We start from the raw sequence: 16,861 nt of genomic DNA on the forward strand, positions 1-16,861 counted from the left end.
GATTCGGCTTCCGACGCACATATGTCCATGGCACGCAGGAAGCAGATCAGGGAATCTCAACCCCCAATGAGAGACCCGGAGCCCTGAGCGGACATCCATGCGGCTGTGCACCGGCCCCGTGTGGATGTCCGCTGATTTTTTTGTTTTCCGGTTATTCCGCTGCCAGCCCTTTCCCGGACAGCCTGTTTATTGCCGCTTGCCGCGCGCGACTTCATCGCCGGCGCCGGGCGGCAGCCGTCGCGTGATCGGAATCGACGCGAACGAACACAGCCCGACCACGACGAACGCGGGCCAGAAATCCGACCACACCATCGTCTGATGTCCCTGCAGCCAGTGCGACACGTGCAGCACGAGGCCGGCGACCGTCACGCCGAGCCCGAGCGACATCTGCTGCACGACACTGCCCAGGCTCGTCGCGCGGCCTGCATCGGCCTGCGAAATATCCGCGTAGATCATCGAATTCAGGCTCGTGAACTGCAGCGCGGGGAAGATGCCGCCGACCAGCACGATCGTCCAGATCGCCCAGGTCGCCATGCCCGGATGGAACACGCCGTAGGCGGCGATCGCGAGCCCGGCGAATGCGGCGTTGTAGATCAGCACCGTGCGAAAACCGAAGCGGCGCAGCGTATGCGTGGCCGTCGAGCGGCTCACCGCGCCGCCGAGCGCGGATGCGCAGGTGATTAGCCCGGAGTGGAACGCGCTCATCCCGAGGCCTTCCTGGAGCGCGAGCGGCAGCAGGAACGGCACCGCGCCGAGGCCGATGCGGAACAGCGACCCGCCGACCACGCTTGCGTGATAGGTCGGGATCTTCAGGAAACTGAGGTCGAGCACCGGACGCGCCTTGCGGCGCGCGTACGGCACGTAGAGCGCGAGCATCACCGCGCCGGCCACGCACATCAGGAGCGCGTTGCCGCGCGACGTGAGCGAGCCGTCGATCAGCGTGAGGCCCATCAGCAGCAGCGCGGCGCCGCTTGCCGACAGCAGGAAGCCGAACCAGTCGAGCGGGCCGGGATCGGGCTCGTGTGTGTTCGCGATGTGCTTGCTGGCGAGGTAGATCCCGTAGATGCCGATCGGCACGTTGATGAAGAAGATCATCCGCCAGTGCAGATAGGTCGTGATGAAGCCGCCGACGAGCGGCCCGAGCGTCGGCCCGAACAGCGCGGGAATCGCGAGGTAGTTCATCGCGCGCACGAGATCGGAGCGCGGCACCGCGCGGAAGATGATGATCCGGCCGACCGGCACCATCATCGCGCCGCCGACGCCCTGCACGAAGCGCGCGAACGTCAGCACGCCGAGTGAGTTGGAGGCCGCGCACATCAGCGAGCCGGCGACGAAGATGCCGATCGCGGTGCGGAAGACGGCGCGCGCGCTGAAGCGGTCGGCAAGCCATCCGCAGATCGGGATGAATACGCCGAGGCCGACCACGTAGGCCGTGATCGCAATGTTCAGTGTGACGGGATTGTGCCCGAAGTCCCTCGCCATCGCGGGCAGTGCGGTGACGATGATGTTCGCGTCGACGCTTTCCATGAACAACGCACAGGCAACGATGAGCGGTGCTAGAAAGACGGGCGACATGGGCAGGGCGCGCGGTAAAGACGCCATTATGCCCACAATGTGGTCGTTGCGTCACGCGAGACAATGGTTGTTCCGCATGTTGCAACAGTCGTTCCTGTTACCGCGCGTGAAAGAAGGAACGACTGCGGTGCCGGGTGCGATTCGTGACACGGCACATGACGTGCGCTCGCGGTGGCCGCCGCGAAACTTGCGTGCGTTGCGCGTTTCGTGCGACAGTCGGAACTCATCTGCGTAATACAACGACGCGCATCGATCGACGGCCATCGAGACGAGCGCACGCGCGAACGAGACCCCTGCCGAACCATTCATCATCGAAAGGAGGGGACACGTCATGACGTCACGTCGTGCCGCATCGACCGCATCGCATCCTGCCTCGCATCCGTCCGTTCCCGCGCCGCGTCTGCGCTGGGCCGCCGTCCTCGCCGTTGCTTACCTCGCCGTCACCGGTTGCGCGGCGCAGGCCGACAGCGCAAATCAAGCCTCGATGCAGGCGGCCAGCCAGTCCGCCGCGCCTGCCACGCCCGCCACGGCGACGCTCGCGAGCCCGGCTTCCGGCACGCTGCTGCCGCCACCGAGCCAGCTCTACGGCGACTTGTTCGTCGCGGTGCAGACGGCTCAAATCTATCCCGATCAGAAGACCTTCGTCGACGCGACGCCCAACACCGATCCCGCGACGATCGTACAGTTGTATCAGCAACAGAAGTCGCAGCCGGGCTTCTCGCTGAAGGCGTTCGTCGACCAGCACTTCACGCCGCCGCCGGAAGGCGGGGTCACGCCACCCGCGAACCAGACGCTGCGCCAGCACATCGACTGGCTGTGGCCGCAGCTCACGCGCACCAGCATGACGGTGCCGCCGTACAGCTCGCTGATCGCGATGCCGAAGCCGTACGTGGTGCCGGGCGGCCGCTTCCGCGAAGGCTACTACTGGGATACCTATTTCACGATGCTCGGGCTGCAGGTGTCGGGGCGCGAGGATCTCGTCGACGACATGCTCGACAACTTTGCGTATCTGATCGACACGATCGGCCACATCCCGAACGGCAACCGCACGTACTACGCGAGCCGATCGCAGCCGCCGTTCTTCGCCTACATGGTCACGCTCGCCGCGCAAGCCGAAGGCGACAAGGTCTACCAGAAATACCTGCCGGCGCTGCGCAAGGAGCATGCGTACTGGATGCAGGGCGAAACCACGACGCCGCGCGGGCAGGCGGCGCGCAACGTGGTCGCGATGCCGGACGGCGCGGTGCTGAACCGCTACTGGGACGCGAGCGACACGCCGCGCGACGAGTCGTATCTCGAGGACGTGACGACCGCGAAGGCGGTGCCGAATCGCCCCGCGAACGAGGTGTACCGCGACCTGCGCGCGGGCGCCGAAAGCGGCTGGGACTACAGCTCGCGCTGGTTCGGCGACGGCAAGACGCTCGCGACGATCCGCACGACGTCGATCGTGCCGGTCGACCTGAACAGCCTGATGTTCCATCTCGAGACGACGATCGTGAAGGGCTGCGCGGTCACGCGCGACATCGCGTGCGTGGCGGATTTTTCCGGCCGGGCGGCGCGGCGCGCGGCGGCGATCAACCACTATTTGTGGAATCGCCGCGGTTATTACGGCGACTACGACTGGCAGTTGCGCAAGCCGCGCGACGGCGTGACGGCGGCCGCGCTGTATCCGCTGTTCGCGGGTGTCGCATGGCCCGAACGCGCGAAGGCGACCGCGCGCGAGGTGCGCAAGACGCTGCTGCAACCGGGCGGCCTCGCGACGACGACCGAGAACACCGGCCAGCAATGGGACGCGCCGAACGGCTGGGCGCCGTTGCAGTGGATCGCGATCGACGGACTGCGCCGCTACGGCGAACCGGCACTCGCGAAGGACATCGGCACGCGCTTCCTGGCCGACGTGAAGCATGTGTATGCGACCGAAGGCAAGCTCGTCGAGAAGTACGTGGTGGAAGGGGCCGGCGCGGGCGGTGGCGGTGGCGGCGAATATCCATTGCAGGACGGCTTCGGCTGGACCAACGGCGTCACGCTGAAACTGCTCGGCCTGTATGGCGAGTGACGGGCCGCGTGCGTTGCACGCAGGCACGCAGGCACGTAAACGGACACGGGCCGGATCGCCGCGCGAGCGGCAGTCCGGCCCATATCACATGCGCGCGTGTCAGAACGTGATCGTCGTGCGTACGCCGACCACCGTTTCGTCGCCGATGCGCGCGCCGGCCTGGTTCGGGTTCGGGATGCCGCCGCCAGGCCGGAAGAAGTGCTGCAGGTCGGCCTGCAGTTGCCACCACGGTGCGACCTGGTACTGATAGGTCGCCTCGATCACCGTTTCCGCGCGACGCACCGGATAGCCGGGCGTCGTATACGTGCCCGTGTCGCCGTCGAGCGCACGTGCATGCGAGCCGATCTTCGCGTAGCCGATCGCGATGCCGGCCGTATCGTCGTCGCGGCCCTTGAACGGCGCCTTGAGCGTCACGCCCGCATTCGCCGCGAAATCGACAACGTTGCGATCGCCCGGGGAGCCCATCACGCGTGCGAACACGCCGACCGAACGCGGGCTGTCCGCCGACGGCCGCCACACCATCTGATCCGCGACCGCATAGAAACCGTAGTTGCCGCGATGCGTGGCGGGGATTCCGTTGCTGGCCGGATTCGCGAGCGACAGCCCGTCGGTGCCGACGCGCGGATCGTTCGCGTGCTGCGACTGATACCAGAAGCCGAGCTTGTACGTGCCCGGCAGGCCGAGCGGTTGCGGCGCCTTCGGATCGGCCGGCGGCGCGTTCAGCGCGTACTGGAGTTCGCCGATCACGAACGCGCCGCTGCGCAGGTTGAAGTTGGTGCCGTGCGCGTTCAGCACCTGTGCGTCGCCGTCGCTGCGGCCGGCCGGGTTGCCGTCGAACACGCCGACCATCGCGGTCCACGCGTCGGCCGGCTTCAAGCGCAGCCGCACGCCGAGCGACGACAGCGGATACGCGGGGCCGCCGGACGGCAGGTCGGTCGACGGCAGCACGGGCCAGCCGAACGTCGCGTTCATGAACGTCGCCGCGTACTGGCTCACCATGAATTCCTGGTCGACGCTCTGCTGGCCGACCCTCACGTCGGCCTTGCCGGCGAGGAACGCCTGCTGGTACCAGAGCTCCCACAGCCGCGTGGTCGAATTCGCCTCGATGCCGGTCGCGGTCTGCAGCGTCTGCAAATAGCGCTGCGTGAGGTTGGTGCCGTGGATCTGCAGCGCCGACACGTTGAACGTGCCGCCCGGCAATCCGATCGCCTTTTCCGTATCGACGTTGAAGCCGAATTGCGTGAGGCCCTGATAGGCACCGCCGCGTTGCGTGCCGCCTGCGGCGTTGTACAGGTATTCGCTGGTTTCCTGCAGGTTCAGCGTGATGCCGCGATCGCCGAGCACGTCGCGCAGGCCGCCCATGTTACCGAGCAGGTTCGAGCGCTCCCAGAAACCGGTGGGCGCTGGCGCGGCAGCATCGGCAGCGGGTGCGGGGGCGGCGTCGCTGACGTCGGCCGCCGGCTCGGCCGCGGCGGACGCTGCAGCCGGCGACGACGATTGCGCGAACGCAGGCGCGGCGGCGAGCGACAGCAGCAACGCGGCGAGCGCATCGAGGCGCGGTGTACGCGGTGCGGATTCGAAGCGATTTTTCATGCGGGCTCCGTTGTTTGATTGATTAGCTTGACTGAAGAAATGGGAACGCGAAGCGATGGAGCAGGTGGGGGCAGCGACACGCAGGCATGCCGCGCGTTGCGCACCGCCGGTTACGGCAGCCAGCCGCCGATCCGCCATACGTATGCGAAGCCGAGGCGCGATGCGGCCGTGCAGAGCAGCGCGACGAGCGCGACGGCGGCGGCCATCGCACCGATCAGCACGCAGTCGAGCGGGCGCGGTGCCGCCGGCAGGTGCGCGAGGGCGCTGCCGCGCCAGTCGCCGAACGCGTGGGCGAGCGGCGAAAGGCCGGAAACCAGCAAGCGGTCGGACGCGACGTGCACGAGTCGCTTGAGTCTGGCCGAGAACGATTGAAAGAACATGACGATCCTCCGTCCGGTCCGGCGCATGCCGGACGACGTGATCGAGCGCGGGTGCATGACGCGACCTGCGATCGGCGGTTGGAACGTAACGGAGCGTGCGACGGACGAGCCGGCTATGCCGGCATCGGGGGGAAGCGCGCTAACCCGACGAATGCGAGCTAGCGGCGAATGACATGCGTCTGGCTGCTATCTCGCGATGGCTTGGCCGGCCTGGACCGGCATCGAACTGCAACTGGAGCATGTGTCCACGAAGGGACTCCCTTGATGAATTGGGGCGGATTGTAGTCGCGAGCTTTGCTGCGGTGCAAGCAAAAAAGCAGCGGCGTTGCGCGTGTTGCATCGGCAGCGCCGCCGCGCCGCAGGCAGGCCGATGCCCGGCACGCCCGCCCATCGGCGGCAGCGGCGACTGTTGCTCGCACGCATCGGCGGCGCGCGCCCTGCAACGCGTTGAAAGGTTGCGGCGCGCCATTCCGGGCGCGAATCTTTCAGTGTGTAGGGGACGGAAAAAAAATTCCCCGCAGCGCGTGCCAGAGGGTTGACTTCCGTTTCGGCCGGTCCATAGAATCCGGCATCTTCACTCTTGGGGCCGCCGCCTTGGACGCCTGCAGTAGTCGATCTTCGAACGAAATTTCCGCCTGAGCGACCGACGTCCGCGCCTCATCGAAGCCGCCGTTTGTCGTCCAGGCAAACGGTGCGCGCAGCAGTATTCCGCAGCAACTCCCTACGTGCACCCTGATTCGCGCCGGTTAGCGTGATGCGTTTTCGCATGCGCCATCCGGTTTTGCCGCCGCCCGGCGCGCGGCCGCGTTCGCGCATGCGTTTCGCATGCACCCGAACGGCGGAGCGCGCCTGACGGCGGTCAACCGTGTTCTCCAGAACACCGCACAGGAGCCGCCGTGAACGACAGTGACAGTTGTCCCTTATGCCCGTTGCATCAACAGACCCTTTTGAACCCGGGTCGCAGGGACATGCCGGCCGACTAGCCTGACACGTCGTTCAGGCCCCGGACTGGCCCCGCGCCCACCAAGCGGCCGGCACGCATGCCGTTGCCGCCAGGAGCCAGACCATGAACTTCGGCCTTCTGCTGTCGAACCTCCCGCACGTCACGGAATCGCGTCCGCATTACGACGCGATGCTGACGCTCGACGCCCGTCCGCGGGTGTTCTCCCGTTTGCTGAACCAGCTGAAATCGTTGATCCGCTGAAGAAGCGCCGAGCGCGTCTCGGCATGCGCGCGCGGACCCGTTCCGCGCGCGTATTCCAAGGCCACACGCTTGCCGTATAAAAAAACCAGCCGTACGGAATTCATCATGTCCACGCCATCGAACGTCTCTCCACCGATCGCCGTCGAACGCAGCGCCGTGCTCGACGAAGCCCATCTGGGCGACATCCGCGGCGCGCTCGGCACCATCGCGCATCACGACACCGCCGCGCGCGGGACGTGGTGGGCGCGCCTGCGCACGCTGCTCGCGATCATCGGCCCCGGCCTGATCGTGATGGTCGGCGACAACGACGCCGGCGCATTCGGCACCTATACGCAGGCCGGCCAGAACTACGGCACGACGCTGCTCTGGACGCTGCTGCTGCTGGTGCCGGTGCTGTACGTGAATCAGGAGATGGTGCTGCGCCTCGGCGCCGTTACCGGCGTCGGCCATGCGCGCCTGATCTTCGAGCGCTTCGGCAAGTTCTGGGGCGCGTTCAGCGTGATCGACCTGTTCCTGCTCAATGCACTGACGATCGTCACCGAGTTCATCGGCATCACGTTCGTGCTGGCTTTCTTCGGGCTCCCGAAGGTTGCGGGCGTCTGCGTGGCGGCCGCATTGACGATGGCGGCGGTGAGTACCGGCGACTTCAGGCGCTTCGAGCGGTTCGCGATCGTGCTGTGCGTGATGAGCCTGCTGCTCGTGCCGGTGCTCGTGTCGATCCACCCGCCGGCGGCGCAGATGTCGCGCGACTTCTTCGTACCGAACTGGCCCGCGCACGCGAAGCTGTCCGACGTGATGCTGCTCGTGATCGGCATTGTCGGCACGACGGTCGCGCCATGGCAGCTGTTCTTCCAGCAGAGCTACGTGATCGACAAGCGCATCACGCCGCGCTTCATGAAGTACGAGAAGGTCGACCTGTGGATCGGCATCGCGTTCGTGCTGATCGGCGCGGTCGCGATGATCGGCTTCAGTGCCGCGCTGTTCGGCGGCCATCCGGAAGCGGGCGGCTTCACCGACGCGGGCGGCGTGATCGCGGGCCTCGAGAGATATGCGGGCCGCACGAGCGCGACGCTGTTCGCGGTCGCGCTGCTCGACGCGTGCATCATCGGCGCGGCGGCGGTGTCGCTGTCGACTGCATACGCGATCGGCGACGTGTTCAAGATCCGTCATTCGCTGCATCGCGGCGTGTCGGATGCGAAGGGCTTCTATCTCGTCTACTTCGGCATCGTCGCGGCGGCTGCCGCGCTCGTGCTGATTCCCGGCAGCCCGCTCGGCCTGCTGACCGAAGCGGTGCAGACGCTCGCCGGTGTGCTGCTGCCGAGCGCGACCGTGTTCCTGCTCGTGCTCTGCAACGATCGCCAGGTGCTCGGCCCGTGGGTCAACTCCACGAAGCTGAACGTGTTCACGGGCGCGGTGATCTGGGTGCTCGTGCTGCTGTCGATCATCCTGACCGCATCGGTGATGTATCCGGACATCAGCGGCGAAGCGATCGTCGACGTGCTGATCGGCGGCACCGTGCTCGCGATTGCCGGTTATCTCGCGACGGTGCTGATCCGCCGCAACAAGCGTGTCGTCGAGCCGGGCATCGACCGCACGCTGCGCGAAACATGGCGCATGCCGCCGCTTGATTCTCTCGAGCCGCAGAAGATGACGGTCGCAACGCGCGTCTGGATGGCCGTGATGCGCGGCTATCTGGTGATCGCGGTCGGCCTCGTGATCGTCAAGGTCGTGCAGATGACGCTGCTGAAGTAGCGCCTTACGGCGTCGTCGCCAGGTGTGTGCACATGCCGGCCCGCGAGGCCGGCATGTGCGTATACGCAGGTTCGTCGCGCGCGTCAGATCAGTTCGAGCTTCGACGTCAGGTACGTGAGCTGGATCCGGTTCGCGACGCCGAAGCGCTTGCGCAGCTTGCGCAGGTGATAGTCGACGTTGTGCGCGCTGGTGTCGAGGCGCCGGCCGATCTCCTTGTCCGATGCTCCTTCCGCGATGCCCAGCAGCAGTTCCTGTTCGAACGGCGTGAGCCCGTTCACCGCGCGTTCGCGCGACGTCGCGATCAGCTGCGGCGATGCGAACTTGTGCACCGACAGCCCGATCGACAGCGCCTGCTCGATCGTCGCCGGCGTGATCCACTCGCGCGTGCGGCGCGGCGCGGTGAAGCTCATGAACGCGTGCAGCCGCGTGCCGGGCACGGCCATCGAATACATGATGCCGCTGCACATGCCGTCGTCCTGCATCGTCTGCAGGAAGCCGTCGAGCGCTGCCGGCGTCACGCACGGCGCGTCGTCGCGCTCGCGGTGTTCGCGGCGCAGCTGCTGCAGGTCCCACACGATCGGCATGTTGCAGACGCGCGCGCCAAGCGTGCGCGGATCGATGTCGTGATGGTTGTGCCTCACGTAGTCGCCGCGATAGGTGGTCGGCGTGAACGCCTCGTGGAGGTAGAGACTTTCGACGCGCTCTCGCGAGAATTCGAGCGCGAAATACGCGAACGTCGAGAAGCCCGTCAGGTGCAGCAGGCTTGCGACGATCCGGTTGCGCTCCGCGGTGCTCTGCGCGTGCGCGAGCGTATCGGCGACGCCAAGCTTCGGCGCGTGCGGCTGCGCGATGTCGCCGCGCTTGACGTCGTCGCACCAGACGACCTGCACCGTGCGTTCTCTCGACGCGTCGTTGCAGGCGGCCGTCCGCCGCGACGGACGGGACAACGTTGGGGCGACCGCTTCTTCTTGCAATGCAATATCGGACATGAGCCATCCCTCGGAATCGACGCGCATCGCGTGGCGGCAACCGTATCGTGTACGGCGCTCGCGACGATGCGATCGAGCATCTTTATGATATGCGTCGATCGTCATCCTGACGAAACGCGGGGGCATTGTACAAAAATGCCTGTGTGCGCGTAATATGCCGTAATACTAATTCGGGCGAAAGGTTCATATTCGCACCGGTATAGAGAAGACCAGAAAAACATAAAGAAAAGACCAGATCGTGACGGGGCAGGTTCACATATTGGGAAAGGGTGGGCTCCTCATGACATATGCTGACGACGCGCCACGCGTCGAGTGGTTCTCGCAAGCCGATATCGCTGCTGCTGCCGCTTATTCAAAAGAAATTCATGCAATCGAGCGCGACGTTTTTACCGGCATCCAAATCGCACCCGGTAAATCCGACCTCGCTCCCGTCGATTTCGCCCAATGCCATGCCCGATTGCGGCAAATCGGTTTCAGCACACTCGGTTACGGCGCATATGAAATGATCGGGCGGCGCATTCTGTGCGCGCATCTGCTGCGCGACCTCGCGCCCGCGACGTTCGTGCAGCCGTATATCGAGGGCATGCTCTACGAGAGCGACCCGCGTTTCGCGCAAGTGCGGCAAAGCGGCTTTCCGGTCGCGTGGCGGCTCGACGAGATCGAGTCGTCCGCGCAGGGCAGCGGCGACCGCAAGGTGCTCGCGCTGGCCGGCCATCTGCGTGCGCATGCGATGAACAGCGGCGTGATCTTCAGCCTGTCGGCGCCGCGGCTCGACCTGCGCGTCGCGGTGAACGTGACGTCGGAAGCGCACGGTACCGAGTGGATCGACGATCGCGTGATCGGCGGCGCGCTGGCGGTGAGCCTCGCCGTGCATCGCGTCGCGCTGCCGTTTCTCGAGGCGCGCATCGCGCGCATGCGCGGCTTCGCGCTGGGCGACGAGCAGCAGCAGGTGCTCGAGCGCCTCGTGCACGGGCTGTCCGACCAGGAGATCGCGAGCGCGCTGCGCACGTCGCTGCACAAGGTCGGTCACCACATCCGTTCGCTCGAAAAACTCTTCAACGTCCGGAATCGCGCGCAGCTCGCGTATCTCGCCGCACGCCGTCTGGAGTCCTGACCCTGTCTGCGCGCGCGGCGCCCGCCGCGCGATGGAAGCGGTTCCGGCGATGCGCGCGAACACGCGCCGCCGGGTTTCGTAGTCGGATCCGATCGTCACCGGAAAACCGCCGCGCCGCTACGAGGTGCATCCCTTTTTGCGCGGTGTCGCGTCGCTACACTCGTCCCATTCAACGGTCCGCGCGACACGGGGCATGACGGCCCGTGCCCGCCGGCGACAACGACAGGACGACGGCACGATGGCAGAACCGAAGGCGCTCCCTCGCGACTGGCAGCGGATCTTTTCCGCCGCCCGCAGCGTGTCCGGGCGACGTCTCGGGGCATCGCCGCGCGCCGACCTGTTTCTCGCCGCGTTCATCGTGTCGGTGGTCGCGCTGTTCATCCTGCCGCTTCCGCAAGCCGCGCTCGACGGGATGATCTCGCTGAATCTCGCCGCCAGCGTCGTGCTGCTGACGGTGTCGACTTACGTGCCTTCCGCGGTCAGCTTCTCGTCGTTTCCCGCGCTGCTGCTGTTTACGACACTGTTCCGGCTTGCGCTGAACATCGCGTCGTGCAAGCTGATCCTGCTGCACGCGAACGCGGGCCACGTGATCGACGCGTTCGGCCGGCTCGTGGTCGGCAACAACGTCGTGGTGGGCGGCGTGGTGTTCCTCGTGATCGCCGTCGTGCAGTTCATCGTGATCGCGAAGGGCTCCGAGCGGGTCGCCGAAGTCGGCGCGCGCTTCTCGCTCGATGCGATGCCGGGCAAGCAGATGAGCATCGACGCGGACCTGCGCGCGGGGATCATCAGCGCCGACGAAGCGCGCGAGCGTCGCGAGAAGCTCGAACAGGAATCGCAGATGCACGGCGCGATGGACGGCGCGATGAAGTTCGTGAAGGGCGACGCGATCGCAGGCCTCGTGATCGCGTTCATCAACATCGTCGCGGGCATCGCGGTCGGCACGCTGATGCACGGCATGGACATCGGCGAGGCGTTGCAACGTTACGCGATCCTGACGGTCGGCGACGGGATGGCGTCGCAGATCCCGTCGCTGCTGGTGTCGATCGCGGCCGGCATCGTGACGACGCGCGTCGCGACGCGCGACACGCGGCAGCGCCAGCTCGGCGAACAACTGGGCGAGCAGCTCGGCGCGCATCCGCGCGCGCTGCTGATCGCGGCGCTGGTGCTGGCCGGCTTCCTCGTCGTGCCCGGTTTTCCGAAGTGGTCGTTCGCGCTGATCGCGTTCGGCCTCGGCGCGTTCGCATTCACGCAGCTGAAGCGCAAGACGACCGCGCCGAGCTTCAACCTGATTCATATCGCGGGCCGCATCGGCGCGACCGACGACGGCCAGCCCGCGAAGGTGTCGCATGCGGCGGGCGTCACGTCGCTGATCGCGGTGTCGCTGTCGGACGACCTGCGCACGACGCTGAACCTTGCGCAGCTGCAGACCGCGTTGTCGAGCGCGAAGGCGCGCGTCGACGCGGATATCGGTACGGTATTTCCGCGCATCACGCTGAACGACGACGAGGGCGCAGCGGCCGGCACGTACCGGATCTATCTGCAGGACGTGCTTGCGGCGCATGGCGCGCTGAAGCCGGGCTGGCTGCTGTGGGACGGCGTCGCGCCGCTGCCTGAGCGCGCGGAGCGCCAGCCGGCCGAGGCGTTCGGCCCGTTCGCGACCGCGCTGTGGATCAAGCCAGACGGCGCGGCGCCGGACGGCAAGTGGCTGACGAGCGAAGGCGCGCTCGCCGCGCACGTCGAACAGATCGTGCGCCAGCATGCGGACGAGCTGATCGGCATCCAGGAAACGCAAGCGCTCGTGCACCTGGTGCGCCGCGAGCATCCCGAACTCGTCGGGGAACTGACGCGGCTCGTGCCGCTGCAGCGCGTGACCGAGGTGCTGCGCCGGCTGCTTGCCGAACAGGTGCCGATCCGCAACCTGCGCGTGATTTTCGAAAGCCTCATCACGTGGGCGCCGAACGAGCCGGACGACGTGATCGCGCTGGTCGAGCTGGTGCGCGTCGACCTGCGCCGGATGATCACCGATCGTCATGCGGGCGCGACGCGGCAGCTGCGCGTCGTGCTGTTCGAGCAGAACCTGCAGGAGCGGATCGAGAACGCGGTCATGCGCACGAAGCAGGGCAATTTCCTCGCGCTGTCGAGCGCGATCAAGCAGGACATCGGCGAACAGGTGCGCGCGATCGTGCAGGCCGCGACGTCGGCGCAGGCGGCCGGCGCAGGCGGCCATGGCAACCCGCAAGGCGCCGCGCGGCTCGCGGTGATGGTCGCGCTCGGCGCGCGTCGCTACGTGAAGACGATCCTGCAGCCGGTGCTGCCCGAGCTCGCGGTGCTGTCGTACCAGGAGGTCGAGGAGGACGTGCAGTTGCACACGGTCGGCTGGGTGAAGAATCCGCCCGACGACGGCACGCTCGGCGCGGGCGCCGGCGTGCGCGCGCCGGGAGTCGCGCAATGACGAGCTCGACGATCCTCGACCTGACCCGGCAGGCGCTGATGCTGGTGCTGCTGCTGTCGCTGCCGATCGTGCTGATCGCCACCGTCACCGGCCTCGTGGTCGCGATCCTGCAAGCGGTCACGCAGGTGCAGGACGCCAATATCGGCATCGCGGTGCGGCTGATCGCCGTGATGGTCGCGCTCGTGCTGCTGTCGGGCTGGCTCGGCAGCGAGGTGTTGCGCTTCGCGCAGCAGGCGCTTGAACGCATGTTCGTTTCTTCCACAGGAGTGCTTTGATGCGCCGACGCGTCACCCCGATCCGGTTTCAACCGCGCCGCCTGCAACGGGCCGCGCTCGCCATGTGCGCGACCGCGCTGCTCACGGCATCGCTGTGCATGACGGTCGCGCAGCCGGCGCGGGCGGCGGACCTGCGCTGGCGCAACAAGCCGTTTACGATCGTCGCGAACGGCAAGAAGATCGGTGACTTCATTCGCGAGCTCGCATCGTCGCAGGGCGTGACGGCCGTGGTCGACCCGAAGGTCGACGGCGTGATCAGCGGCCGCTTCTCGGGCACGCCGCAGCAGACGCTCGACACGATCTGCTCGACCTACGGGCTCACGTGGTACTACGACGGCTCGTTTCTGTACGTCGACCCGGCCGACCAGTCGCAGACGCAGATGATCCCGATCCCGCCGAACGCGGCCGGCGAGATCGGGCGCGCGCTGCAGGCCATGCAGATTCCCGACAAGCGCTACACGCTCGTGATCAACGACCGCGCGAACAGCGTATACGTGGCCGGCCCGCGCCGCTACGTGGAGCTCGTGCGGCAGGCGGTCGGCTCGGTCGGCGATCCGTCGGCGAACGGCGCGCATGCGGACATCCGCGCTTTCCGCCTCAGGTACGGCTGGGCGTCCGACTTCACGATCAACCGCTCGGGCAAGGAAGTGACGGTGCCGGGCGTCGCGACGATCCTGCGCCGGCTGTTCGGCAGGGGCGGCGGCACGAGCGAACTGCCGTCGAGCACGCCGCTCGGGCAGGCCGCGCGTCAGGTGAAGCTCGGCTCGGGGCTGACGATCGCCGTGCCGCGGCTCGACTTCCCGGACATGTCCGGTGGCCCGCGCCAGGGCGGCTATGGCGGCGCGGACAGCAGCGCGGGCGGCTTCTCGCCGTTCTCGAGCGGCGGCGGTGGCGACACGCTGCCGCAGATCGTTGCCGATCCGGCGATCAACGCGGTGATCGTGCGCGACCTGCCGGAGAACATGTACCGCTATCAGTCGCTGATCAACCAGCTCGACGAGCGGCCGCGCATCGTCGAGATCAACGTGACGATCATCGACATCAACGAGGATTCGCTCGACAGCCTCGGGATCGACTGGCGCCTGCACACGACGCACGGCGACGTGCAGATCGGCAACGGCCAGAACCCGCTGAACGGCAACACGCAGTTCAACGGCGCCGGCAATCCCCCGCTGACGTTCGGCATCGGCACGTCGGAAACCGGGCAGACGGGCGCCTTCATGCCGACCGGGATCGCGCTGACCGCGTCGATCGGCGGCTCGTTGCGCAACTACCTGCTCACGCGCGTGAACGCGCTCGCGCAGAAGGGGCAGGCGCAGCTGCGATCGAAGCCGAAGGTGCTCGCGCTCGACAACACCGAGGCCATTCTCGAGAACCTGACGCAGTTCTACGTGCAGGTGCAGGGCTACCAGGATTCGTCGCTGTACAGCGTGACGACCGGCACGAGCATCAAGGTGACGCCGATGATCGTCGACGAGGCGATCCGCAACGCGGCCGCCGTCTCCGGCAATCCGCAGAGCGTGATGATGTCGATCGACATCCAGGACGGCAACATCGTGCCGGGGCAGGCCGTGTCGAACGTGCCCGTGATCCAGCAGCGCAACATCGTCACCAAGACGATGATCGACGAAGGCAAGAGCCTGCTGATCGCGGGCTTCAACGACGACGAGGTGAGGCTGAACAAGAGCGGCGTGCCGTGGCTGTCCGACATCCCGCTGATCGGCAACCTGTTCAAGTACACCGACAAGTCGGGCAACCACATGGAGCGGTTCTACCTGCTGACGCCGCGCGTGGTGACGACCGCGTCGATGTATGCGCCCGACGGCTCGCCGGTGAATCCGGGCGCGGACGGGCCGGCCGGTTCGAACGGCACGTCGATGTACCGCCCGCCGGACAACGACATCGCGGTGCCGCTCACGCCCGCGCCGCTGCCCGGCACGAAGTTCGGCCCGCCTGCGCTGCCGCCGCCGAAGGATTCGGCCGCGCAGCCCGTGGCGACGACCGCAGGAGCCACCACTCATGTCGACGACCATCATTGATCCGCACGGCGACGGCGCATTGCCCGGCGGCGCGGGAGGCGCCGCGTCCGGGTCGGCCGCGCTCGCGTCGCCGTGGAACCTGTGCTTCCTGAGCGGGCCGATGTACGGCCGCACGATGTCGCTCGCGCGCGGCGCGAACTGGGTCGGCACCGCGGCCGACTGCGAAGTGATCCTGCCCGATCGCGAGATCGGCGCGAAACAGGTGTGCCTGCAGGTCGGTGCGCTCGCGGTGACGGTGCAGAACCACGGCGGCGACGGCGGGGCGCCGGTGCTGTTCAACGACGAGCCGCTCGGCGCGGGCCGTCGCTCGCTGACGCCGCATGACGTCGTGACGGTCGGCTCGATCCGGCTCGGCATCGCGCGGCACGCGCAGGCGAGCGTCGCGCTGCCGGATGAGACCGGTGCGCCGGATACCGCGCGCGAGGCCGCGTGGCTCGGCTGGCTCGCAGGCGGGCTGCGCCGCCTCGGCAGCCGGCGGCTCGTGATCGCGCTGGTCGCGCTGTGGCTCGGCGTGCTGCTGGGCGCGCTCGGCTACGGCTTCGTCACCTGGTCCGGGCGCCTGCCGTGGCAGCACGAATCGGTGCTCGCGCGCACGCACCGGCTGCAGCAACTGCTGCACGCGTATCCGGAGCTGGCCGTCGCGCCGCGCGACGACGGCGTGATCGTGTCGGGCTACGTGAGCGATCCGGCCGCGCGCGAACGCGTCGCGCAGATCGTCGCGGGCGTCGACAACGCGGCGCTGGGCAACATCTACGTGGTCAGCGACCTGGTCGCGACCGCGCAGACCTATTTCAGCGACACCGCGCTGACGGTCGCGTATCTCGGCCGCGGCCGGATCGAATTGACGGGCGCGGCCGAGCGCGCGCAGATCGAGCCGCGCATCCGCAACTACATGAAGGACGCGCGTCCGGCGCTCGAGGTGGTGGACCACGTGCGCGACGCCGATGCCGCCGCGCCACGCACCGCGACGACGCTCGGCGGCGTCGCGGGGATTCCGGAGATCACGACGGTATTCGCGGGCGACGGCGACCAGCGCTACATCGAGATGGCGGACGGCAGCCGCTATTTCGAAGGCGCGCGGCTGAAGGAGGGGCCGACCGTCGTGTCGATCGGTCCGGACGCAGTCGTGTTCGAGCGCAACGGCCAGCGCATCACGATGCCGCTTGGCGGCCCGTCCGCGAGCGCGCCCGAGCGCGCGCCGGCGCCGCCCGTGCCGCCGCTCGCGAGCGGTGCGGCGGCAGGCGTCGCGCAGCCGGTGCCGGGCCCGACGCTGCTGCAGGATGCGCCGGCGACGCCGGCCGTCGCGGCCGCTGGTGCATCGAAGGAGGCGGCGCACTAGCGTCGCGACAGGATTTGCGCATCGCGTGTCGCGCGGTGCGCGCATTACGCGACACGCCGCATGCATGCGGCGCGTCACGTCACTGGCGGGGCA

12 protein-coding genes are annotated in these 16,861 nt (G+C 67.5%); 8 read left to right on the plus strand and 4 right to left on the minus strand.

The window, feature by feature from the left end; genetic code table 11:
• Positions 1-186 precede the first annotated feature (186 nt).
• Entirely contained in the window at positions 187-1,575 is a 1,389-nt protein-coding gene (locus DIE11_RS26435; protein WP_124628116.1) for an MFS transporter, read from the minus strand.
• Between the two features lie 331 nt (positions 1,576-1,906).
• On the opposite strand from DIE11_RS26435, the gene treA reads away from it, so the two are divergent.
• Complete coding sequence (gene treA / locus DIE11_RS26440; RefSeq protein WP_124628118.1) at positions 1,907-3,631, plus strand: alpha,alpha-trehalase TreA; 1,725 nt, start codon at positions 1,907-1,909, stop codon at positions 3,629-3,631.
• Positions 3,632-3,730: 99 nt separating this feature from the next.
• On the opposite strand, the gene DIE11_RS26445 is transcribed toward treA, so the two are convergent.
• The gene (locus DIE11_RS26445) at positions 3,731-5,224 is read right to left on the minus strand and encodes a carbohydrate porin (RefSeq protein WP_124628120.1); all 1,494 of its coding nucleotides are present in this window, start codon (positions 5,222-5,224) and stop codon (positions 3,731-3,733) included.
• Positions 5,225-5,334: 110 nt separating this feature from the next.
• Positions 5,335-5,604, minus strand: a complete 270-nt coding sequence (locus DIE11_RS26450; protein WP_124628122.1) for a hypothetical protein — start codon at positions 5,602-5,604, stop codon at positions 5,335-5,337.
• A 1,066-nt stretch (positions 5,605-6,670) separates the two neighbouring features.
• Here DIE11_RS26450 and DIE11_RS36545 point away from each other — a divergent pair.
• Together DIE11_RS36545 and DIE11_RS26455 are read left to right on the plus strand one after the other, a co-directional pair.
• Positions 6,671-6,808 carry a hypothetical protein gene (locus DIE11_RS36545; protein ID WP_170296434.1) on the plus strand — a complete coding sequence of 46 codons (138 nt, stop codon included), beginning with the start codon at positions 6,671-6,673 and terminating at the stop codon, positions 6,806-6,808.
• 105 nt (positions 6,809-6,913) lie between these two features.
• Complete coding sequence (locus tag DIE11_RS26455; RefSeq protein WP_124628125.1) at positions 6,914-8,560, plus strand: NRAMP family divalent metal transporter; 1,647 nt, start codon at positions 6,914-6,916, stop codon at positions 8,558-8,560.
• Between the two features lie 83 nt (positions 8,561-8,643).
• On the opposite strand, the gene DIE11_RS26460 is transcribed toward DIE11_RS26455, so the two are convergent.
• On the minus strand, positions 8,644-9,549 hold the full coding sequence (locus tag DIE11_RS26460) for a LuxR family transcriptional regulator (RefSeq protein WP_124628127.1): 906 nt from the start codon (positions 9,547-9,549) through the stop codon (positions 8,644-8,646).
• A 280-nt stretch (positions 9,550-9,829) separates the two neighbouring features.
• Between DIE11_RS26460 and DIE11_RS26465 the strand changes: the two genes are divergently transcribed.
• From DIE11_RS26465 to sctD, 5 genes are all read left to right on the plus strand, one after another.
• The gene (locus tag DIE11_RS26465; RefSeq protein WP_124628129.1) at positions 9,830-10,663 is read left to right on the plus strand and encodes an autoinducer binding domain-containing protein; all 834 of its coding nucleotides are present in this window, start codon (positions 9,830-9,832) and stop codon (positions 10,661-10,663) included.
• Between the two features lie 238 nt (positions 10,664-10,901).
• Positions 10,902-13,115 (plus strand): type III secretion system export apparatus subunit SctV, encoded by a 2,214-nt coding sequence (gene sctV / locus DIE11_RS26470; RefSeq protein ID WP_124628131.1) that lies wholly within the window; start codon positions 10,902-10,904, stop codon positions 13,113-13,115.
• A complete protein-coding gene (gene sctS, locus DIE11_RS26475) occupies positions 13,112-13,390 on the plus strand; it encodes a type III secretion system export apparatus subunit SctS (RefSeq protein ID WP_006751731.1) in 279 nt (92 codons plus the stop codon). Before sctV ends, sctS begins: the two co-directional genes overlap by 4 nt.
• A complete protein-coding gene (gene sctC, locus DIE11_RS26480) occupies positions 13,390-15,429 on the plus strand; it encodes a type III secretion system outer membrane ring subunit SctC (protein WP_124628133.1) in 2,040 nt (679 codons plus the stop codon). Before sctS ends, sctC begins: the two co-directional genes overlap by 1 nt.
• Complete coding sequence (sctD, locus tag DIE11_RS26485; RefSeq protein WP_124628135.1) at positions 15,410-16,768, plus strand: type III secretion system inner membrane ring subunit SctD; 1,359 nt, start codon at positions 15,410-15,412, stop codon at positions 16,766-16,768. Before sctC ends, sctD begins: the two co-directional genes overlap by 20 nt.
• Positions 16,769-16,861: the final 93 nt, after the last annotated feature.

Origin of the sequence: Burkholderia sp. Bp9012 (genome assembly GCF_003853825.1) — a bacterium.
GTDB classification, from domain to species: domain Bacteria; phylum Pseudomonadota; class Gammaproteobacteria; order Burkholderiales; family Burkholderiaceae; genus Burkholderia; species Burkholderia diffusa.

Excerpts from the sequence above, each read along its gene's own strand:
- DIE11_RS26435 (WP_124628116.1), bottom strand. The coding sequence starts at position 1,575 with ATGTCGCCCGTCTTTCTAGCACCGCTCATCGTTGCCTGTGCGTTGTTC.
- treA (WP_124628118.1), top strand. The coding sequence starts at position 1,907 with ATGACGTCACGTCGTGCCGCATCGACCGCATCGCATCCTGCCTCGCAT.
- DIE11_RS26445 (WP_124628120.1), bottom strand. The coding sequence starts at position 5,224 with ATGAAAAATCGCTTCGAATCCGCACCGCGTACACCGCGCCTCGATGCG.
- DIE11_RS26450 (WP_124628122.1), bottom strand. The coding sequence starts at position 5,604 with ATGTTCTTTCAATCGTTCTCGGCCAGACTCAAGCGACTCGTGCACGTC.
- DIE11_RS36545 (WP_170296434.1), top strand. The coding sequence starts at position 6,671 with ATGAACTTCGGCCTTCTGCTGTCGAACCTCCCGCACGTCACGGAATCG.
- DIE11_RS26455 (WP_124628125.1), top strand. The coding sequence starts at position 6,914 with ATGTCCACGCCATCGAACGTCTCTCCACCGATCGCCGTCGAACGCAGC.
- DIE11_RS26460 (WP_124628127.1), bottom strand. The coding sequence starts at position 9,549 with ATGTCCGATATTGCATTGCAAGAAGAAGCGGTCGCCCCAACGTTGTCC.
- DIE11_RS26465 (WP_124628129.1), top strand. The coding sequence starts at position 9,830 with ATGACATATGCTGACGACGCGCCACGCGTCGAGTGGTTCTCGCAAGCC.
- sctV (WP_124628131.1), top strand. The coding sequence starts at position 10,902 with ATGGCAGAACCGAAGGCGCTCCCTCGCGACTGGCAGCGGATCTTTTCC.
- sctS (WP_006751731.1), top strand. The coding sequence starts at position 13,112 with ATGACGAGCTCGACGATCCTCGACCTGACCCGGCAGGCGCTGATGCTG.
- sctC (WP_124628133.1), top strand. The coding sequence starts at position 13,390 with ATGCGCCGACGCGTCACCCCGATCCGGTTTCAACCGCGCCGCCTGCAA.
- sctD (WP_124628135.1), top strand. The coding sequence starts at position 15,410 with ATGTCGACGACCATCATTGATCCGCACGGCGACGGCGCATTGCCCGGC.